The 17,058-nt window shown below is 68.4% G+C and carries 13 protein-coding genes; 5 read left to right on the plus strand and 8 right to left on the minus strand.

What is annotated here, in order from left to right; translation table 11 throughout:
• Positions 1 to 12: 12 nt before the first annotated feature.
• From FDZ84_RS29530 to FDZ84_RS29555, 6 genes are all read right to left on the minus strand, one after another.
• Positions 13 to 927 carry an alpha/beta hydrolase gene (locus FDZ84_RS29530; protein WP_168588532.1) on the minus strand — a complete coding sequence of 305 codons (915 nt, stop codon included), beginning with the start codon at positions 925 to 927 and terminating at the stop codon, positions 13 to 15.
• A 5-nt stretch (positions 928 to 932) separates the two neighbouring features.
• Positions 933 to 2,762 carry an NAD(P)/FAD-dependent oxidoreductase gene (locus tag FDZ84_RS29535; protein WP_168588533.1) on the minus strand — a complete coding sequence of 610 codons (1,830 nt, stop codon included), beginning with the start codon at positions 2,760 to 2,762 and terminating at the stop codon, positions 933 to 935.
• Between the two features lie 219 nt (positions 2,763 to 2,981).
• Positions 2,982 to 3,701, minus strand: coding sequence for an LLM class flavin-dependent oxidoreductase (locus tag FDZ84_RS29540; RefSeq protein ID WP_210435204.1), 720 nt, complete (start codon positions 3,699 to 3,701; stop codon positions 2,982 to 2,984).
• Positions 3,698 to 4,939: a cytochrome P450 gene (locus tag FDZ84_RS29545; protein WP_168588534.1), complete on the minus strand. Its 1,242-nt coding sequence runs from the start codon at positions 4,937 to 4,939 to the stop codon at positions 3,698 to 3,700. Before FDZ84_RS29545 ends, FDZ84_RS29540 begins: the two co-directional genes overlap by 4 nt.
• 42 nt (positions 4,940 to 4,981) lie before the next feature.
• Positions 4,982 to 5,215, minus strand: a complete 234-nt coding sequence (locus FDZ84_RS29550) for a ferredoxin (protein ID WP_168588535.1) — start codon at positions 5,213 to 5,215, stop codon at positions 4,982 to 4,984.
• 273 nt (positions 5,216 to 5,488) lie between these two features.
• The gene (locus FDZ84_RS29555; protein WP_168588536.1) at positions 5,489 to 7,303 is read right to left on the minus strand and encodes a helix-turn-helix domain-containing protein; all 1,815 of its coding nucleotides are present in this window, start codon (positions 7,301 to 7,303) and stop codon (positions 5,489 to 5,491) included.
• Positions 7,304 to 7,616: 313 nt separating this feature from the next.
• Between FDZ84_RS29555 and FDZ84_RS29560 the strand changes: the two genes are divergently transcribed.
• Entirely contained in the window at positions 7,617 to 8,993 is a 1,377-nt protein-coding gene (locus tag FDZ84_RS29560) for an MFS transporter (protein ID WP_168588537.1), read from the plus strand.
• 49 nt (positions 8,994 to 9,042) lie between these two features.
• On the opposite strand, the gene FDZ84_RS29565 is transcribed toward FDZ84_RS29560, so the two are convergent.
• Positions 9,043 to 10,848 (minus strand): NAD(P)/FAD-dependent oxidoreductase, encoded by a 1,806-nt coding sequence (locus tag FDZ84_RS29565; protein ID WP_168588538.1) that lies wholly within the window; start codon positions 10,846 to 10,848, stop codon positions 9,043 to 9,045.
• 261 nt (positions 10,849 to 11,109) lie between these two features.
• On the opposite strand from FDZ84_RS29565, the gene FDZ84_RS29570 reads away from it, so the two are divergent.
• Together FDZ84_RS29570 and FDZ84_RS29575 are read left to right on the plus strand one after the other, a co-directional pair.
• A complete protein-coding gene (locus FDZ84_RS29570) occupies positions 11,110 to 11,943 on the plus strand; it encodes a mycofactocin-coupled SDR family oxidoreductase (protein ID WP_168588539.1) in 834 nt (277 codons plus the stop codon).
• Positions 11,940 to 12,878, plus strand: a complete 939-nt coding sequence (locus FDZ84_RS29575) for an SDR family NAD(P)-dependent oxidoreductase (protein ID WP_168588540.1) — start codon at positions 11,940 to 11,942, stop codon at positions 12,876 to 12,878. Before FDZ84_RS29570 ends, FDZ84_RS29575 begins: the two co-directional genes overlap by 4 nt.
• 27 nt (positions 12,879 to 12,905) lie before the next feature.
• Here FDZ84_RS29575 and FDZ84_RS29580 read toward each other — a convergent pair whose 3' ends face one another.
• The gene (locus tag FDZ84_RS29580) at positions 12,906 to 14,705 is read right to left on the minus strand and encodes a GAF domain-containing protein (protein WP_168588541.1); all 1,800 of its coding nucleotides are present in this window, start codon (positions 14,703 to 14,705) and stop codon (positions 12,906 to 12,908) included.
• Positions 14,706 to 14,865: 160 nt separating this feature from the next.
• Between FDZ84_RS29580 and FDZ84_RS29585 the strand changes: the two genes are divergently transcribed.
• Together FDZ84_RS29585 and FDZ84_RS29590 are read left to right on the plus strand one after the other, a co-directional pair.
• The gene (locus FDZ84_RS29585; protein WP_168588542.1) at positions 14,866 to 15,762 is read left to right on the plus strand and encodes a MaoC/PaaZ C-terminal domain-containing protein; all 897 of its coding nucleotides are present in this window, start codon (positions 14,866 to 14,868) and stop codon (positions 15,760 to 15,762) included.
• Between the two features lie 104 nt (positions 15,763 to 15,866).
• Positions 15,867 to 17,018 carry an acetyl-CoA C-acetyltransferase gene (locus FDZ84_RS29590; RefSeq protein WP_168588543.1) on the plus strand — a complete coding sequence of 384 codons (1,152 nt, stop codon included), beginning with the start codon at positions 15,867 to 15,869 and terminating at the stop codon, positions 17,016 to 17,018.
• The last annotated feature ends 40 nt before the right edge of the window (positions 17,019 to 17,058 follow it).

Here is a 17,058-nt window from a genome sequence, read left to right on the forward strand (position 1 = left end):
AACGGATCTCGGTCAGCCGGTGAGGTGTGTGCGGAGGAAGCTGCTGATCCGCGCGATCGACTCGTCGGCCTCCGGCGCCAGACCGGCCAGGTCGGTCCACACGTGCTGCAGCTCGTCGACCGTGTCGAAGGCGACGTCGACGCCCGCCTCGCGGGCGCTCGCGGCGAACCGCTCGGACGCGTCGTAGAGCGTCTCCGCCGTGCTCGCCGTGAGGTATACCGGCGGGAAGCCGGTCAGGTCGGCGTGCAACGGGTTGAGCGACGGGTCCTTCACGTGCTGTAGGTAGTCCTCGCCGAGCCACATCGTGAGGCACCCCGTGAGGGACTCGCGGGAGACCGCCAGGTCGTGCTCAGCGTTCGTGTCGAGCGTGCTCCCCTCCAACGCGGGGTCGAGCCACCCGGAGATGGACACGACGGCACCCGGCACGGCACCCCCGTCTCGCAGCAGGCGCAGGGCGGCGGTCACTGCGAGGCAGCCGCCCGCCGAGTCCCCCGCGAAGGCGATCCGGTCCGCGTCCACGCCCTGCTCGCGCAGCCAGTGGAATGCGGCCAGGGCGTCCTCGACCTGTGCGGGATGCCGGTTTTCGGGGGCCAACCGATAGTCGAGGGCGAGCGCCCGGACGTTCGCCGCCTTCGCGAGATGACCGACCACCTTGCGGGACTGGGCGGCTGAGCCGAAGACGTAGCCGCCGCCGTGGAGGTAGATCACGGCGTGGTCGGTGTCCGCGTCGACCGGGATGCACCACTTCCCCCGGACGCCCGCGACGTCGACGTCCTCGTACGTGACACCCGTTGGCTCGGCCGACATGTGCTGCAGCTCCGCCAGGGTGCTGCGGACGTCCGCCAACGGCGCGGGCGGCTCGGACATCAGCCGGTCACGGATGCGATACCACAGCTCGACATGCGCCTCGGCCTGCTTGCTCACCACCGGACTTAACCCCCCACTCGAACGGAATCCGTCGCCGACCCCTCGGTGAGACCCTTCGGTGTCAGCAGACCCTTCTCGACGCCGAGGATCTGCAGGGCCAGGGCCTTCACCATGCCGCGGACAACGCTGGTCGACCCGACGTTGAACCACAGGTGCGGGTATCCGGACTGGCAGAATGTCCCGCGCAGCTCACCGTCCTCGCCGACGCCCCACACCGGGCTGAGCCGGTCTGTCACCTCGTCACCGCAGATCGGCCGCGCCATCTCGCGGGTGTTCTCCCAGCCGGTGGCGAAGACCACGAGGTCGACGTCCTCGGACGATCCGTCCGAGTAGACGACGCCGTTCTCGGTGAACTTCGCGATCTCCCCGCGCTGCACCCGCACGTCACGGTTGATGATGAGCTGGGTGCAGCCCTTGTCGATGTAGTACCCGCGGGAGAGGTTCAGCGCGGCGCCCAGCAGGCCCTCGTCCCCCTTCCCGGTGTCGGCCTCGAAACCGGCGGCGTTGAGGCCCGCCAGGAGGTCGGCGTCGAGCTCGGCGATCGCGCGGGTCGCGGGCGGGGCGACCTTCTCGAGCATGAACTCCAGTGGGAAGGAGTTGCTGAGCAGGTCCGCGTCCTCCAGCGGCGGACCGGTCTCGCTCCAGAACTGTCCGAAGAAGATCGGCACCCCGTGGACACCGGACATCACGTAGGTGCTGCCTCGCTGCAGGACGGTGACCGCCTCCGCACCACCCTCGTAGAGGCTCTGCACGACGTCGAGCCCACTCGAACCGGTCCCGACGACGACAGCCTTCTTCCCCGCGTAGGCCCGTCCGCCCGGGAAGCGGCTGGAGTGCAGGACCTCGCCTCGGAAGCGGTCGGCGCCGGGCGTCTCGGGAACCCTCGGCTTGCCCGCCATCCCGGTGGCGAAGACCAGCTGGGACGGCCGGAGCACGCGCTCGATGCCCTCCCGCACGACGGTGACGGTCCACCTCCGCTCCCGCTCGTCGAACGTCGCCGACTTCACCTCGGTGCGGACCCAGGCGTTGAGCTGCATGAAGTTGACGTACGACTCGATCCAGTCGCCCATCAGCTCCGAGGGGATGTAGAGCGGGAAGTTGTCCGGGTACTCGAGGTAGGGGAACCGGCAGAACCACTTGGTGTCGTGGAGCGAGAGGCCGGCGTACCGGAGACGCCAGTTGTCGCCCAGCCGCTCCTCCTTGTCGACGATGAGGTGCGAGACGCCGAGGTGCTGCAACCTGGCGCCCAGCATCAGCCCCGCGTGCCCGGCACCGATGATCAGGACGGTCGGTTCGAAGTCGGCGAACTCGCGCTCCGCGGACCGCTTTTCGCTCCAGGTGGCCCGGTTGGGCACGGGGGTCCGGTACTCGGGTCGGTTGACGTCGTTGATCGAAGTGCTGGCCTCCTCGTGGCCGATCAGGTCCTGCATACTCGAGAGAACGTTCCAGGCGCGCCACTGTCCATTGTGGTTGACCAGGCGGAGTACCCCGCGCCCGTGCGCCTCGCGGGTGGTGAAGGTGAAGAAGGTCTCGATGATCCGTTCGCCAAGGAGCTCCGAGAACTCCGGCGTCGCACCCTCCAACGCAAAGCCTGCGGCCTCGACCCCGGCGATCCGGTCGCCGAGCATCGCGACGACCTTCTCCCGGCCACGGAAGGTCTGCACGTCCCAGGTCAGCGCGAGCAGGTCGCGCCACCACACGTCGTCGAGCAGAAGGTCACCAACGGTCTCGAAGTCGCGTCGCGCGACGGCTTCGCCGAAGTCCGCCAGCCATCCCGAGACGATCTCGGACGCACAGGCCGAGGTCTCAGCGGACTGCACATCGGTCATCGTCATCGTGCATCACCCTCTTTGTATGTGCCTGGTCGTTCACTGCGCCGCGTCATCGTGAGGTCACCGCTTCGACGAGTGCTGGCGCGAGAGTGCGCCATTGCGGCCGGGGCATGGTCGTCTGGTCGTCCCTGTCGATCATGATCTGGATGCAGACGTGGTCGGCTCCCGCATCCGTGTGGGCGCGGACCCGGTTGGCGATCGCCTGTTCGTCGCCCCACGCGATCAGGGCGTCGATGAGCCGGTCGCTCCCTGGGCGTCGGACCTCGTCCTCGGTGAAGCCGAGTCTGCGCCAGTTGTTGACGTAGTTCGGGAAGTCGAAGTAGATGTCGATGTTCTTCCGCGCGATCCGGCGGGCCGCATCCGCGTCGGTCTCGAGGACGACGCCCTGCTCGGGGGCCAGCAGCCGGTCCGGGCCGAGGGCCTCTCGCGCGATCGCCGTGTGCTCGGGGTCACCAGGTACGTGAGCGAACCCGCGCTGCGGTCCCGTGCGACGCCGAGCATCTTGGGCCCGAGCGCTGCCAGCAGCCGTCGGTCGGCGGGCACCGGCGGATCGGCCGCGTCGAGCGCGTCGAGGTAGTGGTTCATCACCGCCAGCGGCCGCGTGTACTTGCCTGGGTGCCGCGGGTTCACGATCTGCGCGTGGCTGGCACCGATGCCGAGCAGGAGCCGGTCCCGAAGGTTCTTGGCCAGCGCGGCGCGGCGGGCGGCGACCTCCGCAGAGTCCTGGAACCACAGGTTGAGCACGCCGCTGGCCACTGTGATCCGGGACGTGCTCGCGAGCAGGGTTTCCAGGCGGTCGAGTAGCGCGCCACCGATGTCAGGGATCCACAGCGCGGAGTAGCCGAGCTCCTCAAGCTCGGCGGCGCAGTCGAGGGCCTGCTGCTCTGGCCCGAATCGCAGCGCCGCCTCGAAAATGCCGACGCCGGTGAGTGGAGTGGTCATGACTGTGCGGAGGTGGCCGTGAAGGACACCCGGAGCTTCTGCGGCACCAGGAAGAACATCGCACCGGTGAACTCCGCCTCGAGTACCTCGTAGGAGTCCCAGCGCCGCAGCATCGCCCGCAGCACCTCCTCCTGCTCGAGCAGGCTGAACATGCGGCCGAGGCAGCCGTGGACCCCGGCGCCGAAGTTCAGCGGCGGCTTCGGGTGGGGTCGGGTGATGTCGAGCCGCCGCGGGTCCTCGAAGACAGCGGGGTCGTTGTTCGCCGCGAAGATGTCCGGGAAGATGATGTCGTCCGGCGTGATGTCCAGGCCCTTGTAGGTCGTCGCCGTTCGGGAGGAACGGGTGATCGACCAGGCGCCGGGGTTGTAGCGCATCAGTTCCGTGACGGCGTGCGGGACCCGGTCGGGCTCCTGCTTCAGAAGCTGCCACTGTTCCGGGTTGGCGGCCAGGGCCTCCGCGTTGCAGCAGATCTGCGCAGAGGTGGTGTCGGTACTACCAACGAGCGCGTTGAAGACCACGGCCAGGATGTCGTCCAGATCGATCTCGCCGCGATCCTGCGCGGCGACGAGGAAGGACAGCAGGTCGTCCCCGGGCTGCTGGCGGCGCAGCTCCGCCAGCCCTAGCAGGTATGCCGTCGTTAGGGTAGCGGCGATCTCCAGCCGGTCGGGGTGGTCCGGCTGGGGCGGCGCCGAGGTGAGCATGCACTCCTGGGAAAGGTGGGCGACGAGTGGCGCGTCGGTCAGCGGAGCTCCCACGAGCAGGCAGAACAGCGTCGACGGCAGCCGGTTGGCGATGCCCCCAAGGAAGTCGTAGTCGTTGGACTGCGAGGCGGCTTCGTCGAGCCAGGAGTCCAGCCACTCGCTAACGTGCCCTCGAACCCGCTCGGCACTCGACGAGGCGAACCACGGCGCACAGGCCTTGCGGGCGCGCAAATGCTCCTGGCCGTCCCGGCTGAAGAGGAAGTTGAGGAACGCTCCGCGGGTCGCTGTGCCCTCTACGCCTCGGGAGTCCAGCCGTGCCGCCATACCGAGGGTGAAGTCCGTGTTCTTCACGATCTCGGCAGCGGCCTCGTAGGCGACGACCTCGATGCCGCGTTGGCTGCGGGCGATGCCGGGTCCACGCTGGTGGTCGGCGATGGCGGCGACGGCGCGATCGATGCCGGAGTGGAACTCCTCGGACTGCCAGTCGATCTGCGGGATCAGGACCTCGGTGGTGGTCGATACAGGCTGGGTCGTCATGTGGCCTCCTTGCCAGGGAACTCAATGGACGGTCGGGAAGGTTCAGTCCTTGCCGTTGGCGCTTCCGTCCGACGGGCCGCTCTTCTGGAGTTGAATCGCTTCGGCCGGGCACACGACCGCGGCATCCGAGACGAGGGGAAGATCGCTCTCCGGTACGTCGCCATCGTGAAGAAGCATGACCTTTCCGTCATCGCTCAACTGGAAGTACGCGGATGCGACCGTGCACAATCCTGCGCCGATGCATTTGTCAAGGTCGACGACGGGTCTGCTGCCCATGTCTGCCCCTCCGTTCCGTCCGTTCGAGACGAGAGAAGTCTGTGATGCGCATCGCAGGCGGTCAATCAGACCGTTGTGGTATCCGACAACGTCTGGAACTGCGAAGACTCTAATTTCTCGGCGCAGCGCGGCCCTGCATAGACGTAGGTCCGCAAAACGCGTGGGAGCACTTTGTTGTGGCGTTTGTCAGATCTGACAAACGCGAAAATGAAGCGTCTGCTGCGGTGCGACGAAGCGCTGCGCGGGGCGATCGTGCGAATCGCCGCGCTCTCCCTATTTCGGGAGGCCGATGTTCCAGTCGCACTCTCCGGTCAGGCGGAGCACCAGGAGCGCGAGCGAGGCTTGGACCTGAGCGTCCGGGTCGCCTACGAGGGCGAGACCGGTGAGCTCCTCGATCTTGGTGAGGCGGTAGCGGATGGTGTTCTCGTGAACGCCCAGCACGTGCGCGCACCGCAACACGTTTCCGGTGCGGAGGAAGGTGTGCACGGTCGCCAGCAGGTCGGCGTGGCGGGACGCGGTGTGCAACGGCCCGAGCTTGTCTTGCGCGAAGACCCGCATCTCGTCGACCTGTGCCGTGGAAAGGAGCGCTAGGCCTCCGCCGATTTCGTCGGCGGAGACGACGCGGGGGAGGTGCGGGTTGTCGAACCGCTGCAGTGTGAGCACCACCTGCCGGGCGTCTCGGTAGGCGCGCTCACAGTGAGCCAGGTCCTTCGCAGGGGTGGAGATGCCGGCCATCGTCCTGCCGTAGTTCGATGAGGCGGACACCACGGATGCGAGGTTGTCACGGAGGGCCTCGACCGCGGCGCGCCCGGGTTCCGGCCCGGTCGGTAGCGGGAGCAGACAGGCCAGCCAGCCGTCTATCTCGGCGGTGGCGACCAGAGCAGTGGCCGATGGAAGGTGCTCGAGGAGCGTCCGTGCGGTACGGGCCGACGTCTGCGGCCCGGACGTGCCGACCACGCACACCGCATGGGGCCCGTCGCGCAGCCCCACCGCCTCAGCCCGGCGAGGGATCGCCTCAGCGGCCATGGCGCCGCGGAACAGGTCGACGACAAACGCCTCGCGCAGTTCCTCGGTCGTCCGGTGGCTCAGGTGGGCGGTCGACAGCGCCAGCGCAACCCGCAACGCGGCCACCGAAGTCACATGGTTGTCGTACTCGTCGAACGGTCGCCCGGCCTCGAACACTGCCAGACCGCCCCACGTCGTGGCCCCGAGCGGGATCGGGGTGACGAGAGACCGCAGGTCGAGGCCGAGGGCCGGCAGTGGTGGGAGCATCTGCGCCTTCCCAGCCGTGACGTGGGCGATTGCCTCCTCGACCCGGGGGTGCGCACGAACGCTGGGATCGCTCAGTTCCCCGGCCGGGCGGCGCAGGCAGCGAGGTGGCTGGCCGTGCGCGACTCGACGCCATTCCGAGTCATAGATCGACACCGGCCGATTGAGCGCATCCGCGATGAGGGAGGCGAACTCGGCGAGCGACGCATTGCGGTACGCCAGCTTGCCCAGGTCTTCCGACAGGAGTTGAGTTCGCCGGGCCAGAGCCAGCCCGGTCTCGCGTGCCCGGGCGACGGAGTCGGGCCGCTCCCGCTGGCCCAGGACGAGTCCGCACAACATCGCGAACTCACGGGCCGTGTCGAGCTGGGCGGAGCTGAAGCGCGTCGCGCTGCCCTCGTCGTCCAGGTAGGCGATCGCCACGGGGACAGCTCCAGAGAAGATCGGAACGCCGACCATCGATCGCACGTTGCAGCGCAGCGTGGTGTCCAACTCGTCTGCCACGCGCCAGTCGGTCCGGCTGTCCGGGATGACGACAGGTGCATTTCGCTGGAGGATCTCCGCGGTGAACGGGTCCTTGCCGGTGATCAGGTGCCGTAAGTGGGGTGTGTAGTCCGCCTGTCCCGACCAGCAGCCCACGCGGAATTCGTCCCGCCCGCTGGGGAAGAAGATCGCACATCGGTCGACACTCACCATCTTCCGGAACGTCTCCGCCATCGAGGTCGCCAGCATCGAGGGATCCGCGATCACCCGCACGACATCGCCGAGAGCATCGACGGCTGATCGCAGCGAAGGGCGACCCGCGGCGTTGCGGGTCTGCATCGGAGGCTCCCTCCGGTCTTTATGGTGCCCCGGCCCGCCTCTGCGAAGTCCACAAAGGATCCGCGTGGTGTACCGGGCATCACATATGCTCATCACGCTTTGTGTAGGTGTCAATACCTATCGATAGATAGGTCTGGATTGCCTATCTCATGAACCGCTCCTGGTCAAGCCTTGCCCGCTCTGAAGCTGGGGAAATCGTGCTGCGGCTTTTCGAGCGGCGTTGACCATCTGAATCTGCATGGCAGATTTCCTAACGTTCGCTAAATGGGATGGCGAGACAGTCACCGTGAGGTTCATACAAAGGAGCTGTGCCATGAGTGAGGATCTGCGGGGCAAGGGGGAGGTGCGGGCGGCCGGCGGCGCTGCGTCCGCGCACGTGACGGAGGTGGCTCGGGGCACGGGTGACGGGCCGACGTTGTCGACCGAGGCCCAGCATCGGCGGGCTGCGATTGCCGGTGCCGCAGGCACAGCGCTCGAGTACTACGAGTTCAGCATCTACGCGACCCTCGGGTTGCTGTTCGCTCCCTTGTTCTTCCCTGGCGGGAACAGCGTGCTGATCGCGCTGGCGAGCTTCGGCGTGGGCTACGTCGCTCGTCCGGTCGGCGGACTGCTGGCCGGATGGCTCGGTGATCGCTTCGGACGACGGAGGGTCCTGATCGCCACCGTTCTAGCGATGGGCACATTCGCCACCTTGATGGGGCTGCTGCCCACCTATGCCCAGATCGGCCTCGCCGCGCCGGTCCTGCTGGTCGTCCTTCGGCTTCTCCAAGGTCTCTCGGCCGGGGGCGAGCTGATCGGCGCGGTGACCTACGTCGCTGAGTCGAGCACCTCAGGGCGGCGGACGCTCTCGAGTGCACTGACCACGACGGGTTCCGTCCTCGGTTTTGCGCTGGCACCGCTCGTCACGGCTCTCGTGGCTCTGGGGCTCGACAACGAGGCGATGGCGTCCTGGGGCTGGCGCGTCCCGTTCCTACTGTGCCTGCCGCTGACTGCCGGTGTTTTCCTGCTCCGGCGCTCGCTGGCGGAATCCACCGAGTTCGACGATGCCAAGAGCGACGGTACGGTGCAACGTTCCCCCCTGCGGGCGCTGGTTCGCGAGCACCGCATGGCGATTTTGCGCGCGTTCGGAATCTCGGTCGCGGTCAACGGCACCGGCTACCTGGCGCTGGCTTACTTTCCGGTGATGCTGGCCGCTCGGCTGCCTGAGGAAGGTGGCGCCCTGCGCTGGTGGAACGCCGGAGCCTTGCTGCTCACCTGCGGCGTCATTCTCGGGTTCGCGCGTCTCGCCACCGTCTTCGGCCACCAGCGCCTGATGCGTATAGGCCTGGGCCTGTTCGCGGTCTTCAGCACCCCGCTCGTCATGGTGCTCACGACCACCACGAGCGCGGTCGTCGCCAGCATCGCCTACTTCGGGTTCATGGTTCTCGTCGCGTTGCAGAGCGCCACTGCCTACCTGACGATGACCCGCGACCTCTTCCCGCCCGAGGTTCGCTTCAGCGGGGCGGCGATCTCGTTCAACCTCGGGAACGTGCTCGCGGGAGGTCTTGCGCCGCTGTTGATCAGCGCCGCCGTGCAGGCGACGGGTGACGGGATCATCCCGGCCTACTTCGCGATCGCGGTCAGCGTCGTCGGCCTGGTCTGCATGATCGGAGTGCGGGCGCGCGACGCGGGCGCCGTCGCCGCCGACTGACGATGCATCGGGGGCCGGTCGCGCCGCGACCGGCCCCCGATGCATCGGATCACTCTGACGGCGTCCCCGTGGGCAGGAGACCGAGGTCGGAGCCCAGGATCTGCAGAGCGACGTGCTTGGAGAGACCACGAACGACGCCCGTCGAGCCGACCACGAACCACAGGTTCGGGTAGCCCGACCGGCGGAACGTGCCTCGGAGTTCGCCGTCCTCGCCGAGGCCCCAGACCAGACTCACCCGGTCCGCCACCTCGTCCCCGCAGATGGCTCGCGCGGTCTCCCTGGCGTTCTCCCAGCCGGTCGCGAACACGACGAGATCGGTCTCCTCGGCGGTCCCGTCCGAGTACACAACCCCCGTCTCAGTGAACTCCGTAATTTCGCCCCGCTGAAGCCGGACCTCTCCGTCGATGATCAGCTGCGAGCAGCCCTTGTCGATGTAGTAGCCGCTGGTGCCGTTGAGTGCGGCGCCCAGCATGCCGACGTGGGCGGCGCCGAGGTCCACTTCGAAGCCCGCCTTCGTCAGGCCGTCGATCAGCTCGCGGTCGGCCTCAGCGATCAGCCTCGTTGCCCCCGGGACCAGCTCCTCGAGCTGGAACTCCCACGGCAGCGAGACACTGATCAGGTCGGCTTCGTCGAGTGCGGGCCCGTTCTCGGTCCAGAGCTGCCCGTGGAAGACTGGGATCCCGTTCTTGCCGGACATCACGTAGGCGCCGCTGCGCTGCACGAGGGTGACGGCGTCCGCGCGGCCTTCGTACAGGCTCTGTGCCACGTCGTGGCCGCTGGAGCCGACGCCCACCACGACCGCGTTCTTGCCGGGATAGAACTTCCCCCCGGGAAACGCGCTCGAGTGCAGGATCTCGCCCCGGAAGCGGTCTTCCCCCGGCACTGACGGGACCTTCGGCTTGCCTGCCATGCCAGTGGCGAACACGAGGTGGCGGGGGTGCAGCTCCCGCGGCGTGCCCTCGCGGTCGACGGTCACCGTCCACTCGCCGACGGCCTCGTCGAAGCTCGCGGCCGTGACGGTGGTCCGCACCCAGGCGTTGAGCTGCATCAGGTTGACGTAGGACTCGATGAAGTCGCCCATCATCTCGGCGGGCGTGTACAGCGGCCAGTTCGCGGGGTACTCGAGGTACGGGAAGCGCGAGAACCACGAAGTGTCGTGCAGCGACAGACCCGAGTAGCGCCGCCGCCAGTTGTCTCCGAGGCGTTCTTCTTGGTCTACCACGAGGTGTGACACGCCGAGCTTCTGGAGCCGGGCGGCCAGCATCAGCCCGGAGTGGCCCGCGCCGACGATGACCACGGTGGGCTCCGAGTCCGCGAACTCGCGTTCGCGCGCTCGCGTCTCGTACCAGGTCGGGCGGTCCTTCACGGCGGTGTTGTATTGGTCGAAGGCGACGTCGGCGATCGACGTGCTCTTCTCCTCGTGGCCCTTGATGTCCTGCATGCTTGTCAGGACGGTCCACGCACGCCAGCGGTCGCCGTCCGGGACGAGGCGCAGGACCCCCCGCCCGTGCGCGAGCCTCGTGGTGAACGTGAAGAACGCCTCCACCGTGCGGCGGCCCGCGAACTCCGTGAGCGTCGGGGTTGTCCCGTCCTCGACGACGAAGCCGGACGGGGACGCCGTGTCCAGGTACTCCGTGAGCATCGATCCGATTGCGGCCCGGCCGCGGAAGGTGCGGATGTCCCAGGTGAGTGCGAGGAGGTCACGCCACCAGACTTCGTCGATGAGGAGGGTCTCGATCGCCGCGACGTCGCGGCGGCCGACCGCGTCGTCCAGTTCGGTGAGCCAGTTCGCGGCGATCTCCCTGGCGTCACCCCCAGTCGTCGCCGGATCCGTCGTGATGTCAGGAGTGGCCATGCTTCCTCGCCTTCGGCTGCGGAGGGCCCGACCGGCGGATTTGCGCACCGGGCGGCCGAGAATGGAGTGGCCGTGCGTCGTGGCACGTCCCGGATGGCCGGAAATTAGCAAATCTCGCGAGCGGTGACGGGCGAATCAGCCGCCGTCTTGTGGGACACCACAAAGTTCCGAATTGCGTTCGCCGGATTGTTGTTACGTTCCGGGACAGCGGTGCGGCCGCACCGCGCAAGGCACCAGGAACGAGCGACGAGGCGGGATTCCATGACCGGACGGGTGCAGGATCGGATCGCATTCATCACCGGAGCGGGGCGCGGTCAGGGCCGCAGCCACGCGATCCGGCTGGCGGAGGAGGGCGCCGACATCATCGCCGTCGACCTCTGCAAGCCGGTCGAGGGTGTTCCCTACGAGATGTCGGATTCCGCGGACCTGGAGGAGACCGCCCGGGCCGTCGAGGCCCTCGGTCGCCGCGTCGTAACCGCCGAGGTCGACGTCCGCGACCTGACGACGCTGCAGACGGTGCTCGATGACGCGGTCGCCCAGCTCGGCGGGCTCGACATCGTGTCGGCGAATGCGGGTATCGCTGGGCCTTTCGCTCCCGCCGACGAGCTCGATCCGGTGGGGTGGCAGACCACCGTCGACATCAACCTGACCGGCGTCTACAACGCCGCGCGGGCGTCGATCGGCCACCTGAAGGCTCGCGGTGGCGGCTCGATGGTGCTCACCAGCTCGATGGCGGGGCTCAAGGCCTATCTGAACGCGGCGAACTACGTGTCGGCCAAGCACGGTGTGCTGGGGCTGATGAAGGCGCTCGCCCTCGAGCTCGCTCCGTTCAGCATCCGGGTGAACAGCCTCCACCCCACCCAGGTGGACACCCCCATGATCCAGAACCCCGCGATGTACAGGCTGTTCTGCCCGGATAAGGAATCGCCGACCGAGGCCGACTTCAAGGTCGCCTCCGGTGCGAGCAACGCCCTGCCGGTGCCGTGGGTGGAGGCGGTGGACGTCTCGAACGCCCTGCTCTTCCTGGCGTCGGACGAGGGGCGCTACATCACGGGTGCCGCGCTGCCGGTCGACGCGGGGTGCAACCTGCTATGAGTGACGCGGTGAACCCAGGCTCGGGTGCCCCCGCGGTCTCGCTGGCCGACCGTGTCGCCGTCGTGACCGGTGCGGGCGGCGGTCTGGGCCGCAGCCACGCGCTCGCGCTCTCGGCCCGCGGAGCCGCGGTGGTCGTCAACGACATCGGCAGAGACACCGAGGGCCACGGATCGGATGACGACTCCCCGGCCAAGCGCGTCGTCGCGGAGATTGAGGAACGCGGTGGCACGGCCATCGCCCACGCGGGCACAGTGGACACGACTGAGGGTGCGGAGTCCATCGTCGGCGCAGCGCTCGAGCGCTTTGGGCGAATCGACGTCGTGGTCAACAACGCCGGCATCATCCGCGACCAGACCTTCGCGAAGCTGACCGCGGACGACTTCGCCGACGTGGTGCGTGTCCACCTCATCGGCACGGCCAACGTGACCAGGGCGGCCTGGCCGCACATGCGTGACGCGCAGTACGGCCGGGTCGTCAACACCGCGGCGGGTGCCGGCCTGTACGGGAACTTCGGACAGAGCGCCTATTCCGCGGCGAAGATGGGCATTGTGGGGCTCACGAGGACTCTGGCCGTCGAAGGTGCGCGGCGGAACATCCACGTGAATGTGATTGCCCCGATGGCGGTGTCCAGGATGACCGAACGCATCATGGACGAGGAACTGCAGAAGCGGTTCAGGCCGGAATACGTGTCTGCCATGGTCGCTTTCCTCGCGAGTGAGAACTGCGCCGAGAACGGACGGATCTTTGAACTCGGGGGTGGTTATTACTCGCGGGTCGCGGTGGTGCAGGGCGAGGGCGTCGTGTTCGACGATGTACCGACTCCGGAACAGATCGAGGAGCGGCTTACCGCGCTCTCGGACGTGTCGGAGCCCTTCGAAGCCGCGGGTTCTGACGACCTCATGCCCCGGCTGCGGCAACGCCTGGCGATGTCCTGAATGTCCCGGCCTACCCGACCTCGCGGCTCACGCTGCGGGGTCGTGCCATTCGCAGTCCCCGCGGAGACGCAGTACCAGCAGCGCCAGGGAGGCGCGCATCTGTGCGTCGGGATTGCCGACGACCGAGAGCCCGGTCAGCTCCTCAATCTTCGCCAGCCGATACCGCACGGTGTTCTCGTGCACGCCCAGGACGTGCCCGCACCGGATGACGGTGCCGGTCCGGAGGAACGTGCGGAGGGTGGCGAGCAGCCGTGCATGCCGCGTGTTCCGCAGCTCGCCCAGCTGCTCCTGGACGAGGGTCTCCATGTCAGCTGGATCGGCGGAGGACACGAACATCAGGCCACCGCCGATGTCACCGGCGGTCACGACCCGCGGCAGGCGCGGGTTAGCGAAACGGCGGAGGGTGCCTACCACGTGGCGCGCCTCGCGGTACGCCTTGGCGATGTGCCTCAGTCCCGTCACCGGGGAGGACACGCCGATGACGGACGGTTCGCCGTCCGCTCCGCGCCGCGTGTGCGCGTCGACGGCCCCTCGCAGGTCCTCGACGGTGTCCGCGCCGTCGGTGGCGCCGGGAGGGAGCGGAATCAGACCGACCAGCTGGCCGTCGATTTCGGTGCTGAGCGCGCTCCCGTCCGGCGCGAGCCGGTCCAGGATCCGTCGGCCCTGGTCCGCCGCCGTCTTGCTGCTGAGGGTGGAGAAGACGCCGACGAGGTGGGGTCCGTCGGCGATGCCGGCGATCTCGAGTCGCCGGTCGAGGGTGTCGTTGGCGACCCGCCCGCACAGCAAATCGCCGACGAGCGCCTCCCGCAGCTCGGCGGGCGTGGTCGCGACCAGGTGGGCGGTCGACAGCGAGAGACCGATGCGGAGCGCGGCGTTTCCGGCGATCTGTCGGTCGAACTCGTCGAACGGCCTGCCCGCCTCGTGCACCACGATCTGGCCCCAGGGGGAGGCGCCGAGCGGGATGGGGGTGATCAGGCACCGCAGGTCCAGGCCCACGGGAGGAAGCGGGGGCAGGGTTCGTGTCTCGCCTGTCGCGACGTGCCGGAGCGCCTCGGCGACCCGGGGGTGCGCCCTCACCAGCGGGTCGCTCAACCTGCCCACAGGCCGTCGCAGGCCCTGCGGCGGACGTGCCGTGGCGACCTCACGCCAGGCAGAATCGAGGATGGCAACGGGGCGGTGCAGGGTCGCGGCGACGGCCGACGCGAACTCGCCGAGCGTCGCCCCGCGCTGGGCGAGCCTGCCGAGGTTCTCCGTGGCCAGCTCGAGGTTGCGGGGCGAATCGGCCGGCGGACGGCTTGCGGAGCGCGTGTCCTCGCGGCGTCGCCCCAGCAACAGGCCGCACAGCGCGGCGAACTCCTGGGCCGTGTCGAGTTGGACGTCCGAGAAGCGGGTGGGGGTCCCCTCGTCGTCCAGGTAGACGATCGCCGAGGGCTGCCCGCCGAACACGACCGGAACACCGACCATGGACCGAACGTCGCACCGCAGCGTCGTCTCGAGGTGCTGGGCGACGCGGGGGTCGGTCCGGCTGTCCCGGATCACCACAGGCTCGCGTCGCTCCAGGATCTCGCGGGTGAAGGGGTCGTGGCCGTTCACCATGCCTCGCAGGTGGGAGGTGTAGTCCCTCCGGCCGGCCCAGGAACCGACGCGGTACTCGTCCGCCGCCGAGCGGAGGAAGACCGCACACCGGTCGACCTGGACGAGGTCCTTGAACTTCGCGGCGACGGCGCCCGCGAGAACGCGGGGGTCCGCAGTGAGCTCCGACAGATCCAAAAGGGCCGTGACCGCTGCGTGCAGCGAACTGTGGCCCGCACCGTTGCGGGTCCGCATGTCGGAATACCTCCCGTATTCGCGGGTGGAGGCTGCCGGTGCCCACGAAGGGGAGCCCGGCATGCCTGGGGATTAAGCATCGTTCGTACCGTAAATTCGTGTCAATACTTATCGCTTGCTAGGTATTGCGATTTTGCCTAGCTTCAGGGGAGGGGTTCCGTTGCCCATCGACGTCTCCAGGGCGCTCGGCGCCGAGCTTCCGTCGCGCCGGTTCGAGTGGACGGAGTCGGACGTTCTGCTGTATCACCTCGCGACAGGTGTCGGCGGTCGGCCGGATGACTGGAACGACCCTCGGATGCTCGCCTACACCTATGAGGGGGCAGGCCTGAAGGTACTGCCGTCCTTCGCGGTCGTCGCTCCCGGCCTCCGCGACACCAGGCCGCCCAGCCTCGAGTTGCCCGGGTGCGAGGTGGAGCTCGAGTCGGTTCTCCACGCCGGTCAGGAAGTGTACGTCCGGGAACCGCTGCCCGTCGAGGGCTCCGCGGTGCTCCGGTCCTCGATTGCGGAGGTGTGGGACACGGGCAAGGCCGCGGTCGTCGTGCGCGAGGGAACGGCGTTCGACTCTGCAGACTCGCCGCTGTGGACCGTGCGGGATGTGATCTACGTGAAAGGGGAAGGGGGCTGGGGCGGCGATCGTCCGCCGCGCCCGGCGCTCCCCGTTCCCGGCCGGGCACCGGACATGGACGCGGATTTCGTCGTCGCTCCGCAGCAGGCCATGTTGTACCGCCTCTGCGGGGACCGCAATCCGCTGCACGTCGACCCGGGTTTCGCGCGGGCCGCGGGACTTCCGCGCCCCATCCTGCACGGGCTGTGCACGTACGCTGTCGCGCTGCGCGAGATTGTTGACTGGCTCCTCGACGGCCGTGTCGAGGCCGTCGGTTCCTTCGCCGCGAGGTTCGTTGGCGTGGTGTACCCGGGCGAGACCCTTCGGCTGCGGGCCTGGCGGGAGCCTGAGGGAATCGTCGCAGAGGCGTCGGTGGGCGACCGTCGGGTACTTGCCGACTGCGTCCTCGGGCTCTCAGATGGGGTTGTGTCGTTGTCCTCACCGCTGGGCTGAATTACTTATCGGTCGATAGGTGTATTACTTATCGGGCGATAGATTGGGAGCCGGGACGTCGCCCAGTGCGGCGTCCGGCGCAGGAGACGCCAGAAAGGGAGATCATGAGCGAGGCGTACATCATCGATGCTGTCCGGACTGCGGTCGGTCGCCGCGGCGGCGCGCTCGCCGAGGCGCACCCGACGGACATGGCTGCGCACGTCCTCAAGGCGGTGCTGAGCAAGCAGGACTTCGACCCCGCCGAGGTCGACGACGTCGTGCTCGGTTGCATCGACCAGATCGGGTCCCAGGCCGGTGACATCGCTCGGACCGCAGTCCTGGCGGCGGGACTGCCGGAGACAGTGCCGGGCGTGACCATCGACCGTCAATGCGGCTCCGGTCAGCAAGCCGTCCACTTCGCCGCGCAGGCGGTGCTCAGCGGGACGGCTGACGTCGTCATCGCCGGTGGCGTGCAGAACATGAGCCGCTACCCGATCATGAGCGGCTTCGCGGCGGGCGCCCAGTACGGGCCGACGGACCCGTGGGAGGGGTGCGAGGGCTGGCAGCAGCGGTATGGGGACCAGGAGATCTCCCAGTACCGAGGTGCCGAGCTGATCGCCGAGCACTGGAAGATCACCCGCGAGGACAACGAGCGATTCGCGCTGGAGAGCCATCGACGTGCCGTTGCCGCGGTATCGGCGGGACTGTTCGACGAGGAGATCATCGACTTCCGCGGGCACCGTGTCGACGAGGGCCCCCGGCCAGACACCAGCGCGGAGAAGATGGCCAAGCTGCCGACGCTCCTCCCGGACGGCACTCTGACCGCCGCGACCTCGAGCCAGATCTCCGACGGGGCCGCCGCCCTGCTCGTCGCCTCCGGCGACGCGGTCGAGAGGCTCGGCCTCACCCCGCGCGCGCGGATCCTTCACCTCTCAGTGACGGGCGCGGATCCGATCATGATGCTGTCCGCTCCGATCCCCGCGACGCGCCGAGCACTGGAGCGGACCGGACTGGCCATCGACGACATCGACAGCGTCGAGATCAACGAGGCGTTCGCGCCCGTGGTGCTCGCCTGGCTGCAGGAGATCGGTGCGGACCCGGCCAAGGTCAACCCGAACGGCGGCGCGATCGCCCTCGGCCACCCGATCGGCGCCACCGGCGCTCGGCTGATGACCTCCCTGCTGCACGAACTCGAGCGCACCGGCGGCCGCTACGGCCTGCAGACGATGTGCGAGGGCGGCGGTCAAGCGAACGTGACGATCCTCGAGCGCCTCTGACCGGACGCAGGACAGCCCCGCGAACGATTTCGGCCGCTCA

The organism is Saccharopolyspora sp. ASAGF58, from assembly GCF_012277335.1.
Lineage (GTDB): Bacteria > Actinomycetota > Actinomycetes > Mycobacteriales > Pseudonocardiaceae > Saccharopolyspora > Saccharopolyspora hattusasensis.

Coding starts and splice junctions, on each gene's coding strand:
- FDZ84_RS29560 (WP_168588537.1), top strand. CDS start 7,617: ATGAGTGAGGATCTGCGGGGCAAGGGGGAGGTGCGGGCGGCCGGCGGC.
- FDZ84_RS29545 (WP_168588534.1), bottom strand. CDS start 4,939: ATGACGACCCAGCCTGTATCGACCACCACCGAGGTCCTGATCCCGCAG.
- FDZ84_RS29540 (WP_210435204.1), bottom strand. CDS start 3,701: ATGACCACTCCACTCACCGGCGTCGGCATTTTCGAGGCGGCGCTGCGA.
- FDZ84_RS29555 (WP_168588536.1), bottom strand. CDS start 7,303: ATGCAGACCCGCAACGCCGCGGGTCGCCCTTCGCTGCGATCAGCCGTC.
- FDZ84_RS29535 (WP_168588533.1), bottom strand. CDS start 2,762: ATGACGATGACCGATGTGCAGTCCGCTGAGACCTCGGCCTGTGCGTCC.
- FDZ84_RS29550 (WP_168588535.1), bottom strand. CDS start 5,215: ATGGGCAGCAGACCCGTCGTCGACCTTGACAAATGCATCGGCGCAGGA.
- FDZ84_RS29565 (WP_168588538.1), bottom strand. CDS start 10,848: ATGGCCACTCCTGACATCACGACGGATCCGGCGACGACTGGGGGTGAC.
- FDZ84_RS29575 (WP_168588540.1), top strand. CDS start 11,940: ATGAGTGACGCGGTGAACCCAGGCTCGGGTGCCCCCGCGGTCTCGCTG.
- FDZ84_RS29580 (WP_168588541.1), bottom strand. CDS start 14,705: ATGCGGACCCGCAACGGTGCGGGCCACAGTTCGCTGCACGCAGCGGTC.
- FDZ84_RS29590 (WP_168588543.1), top strand. CDS start 15,867: ATGAGCGAGGCGTACATCATCGATGCTGTCCGGACTGCGGTCGGTCGC.
- FDZ84_RS29570 (WP_168588539.1), top strand. CDS start 11,110: ATGACCGGACGGGTGCAGGATCGGATCGCATTCATCACCGGAGCGGGG.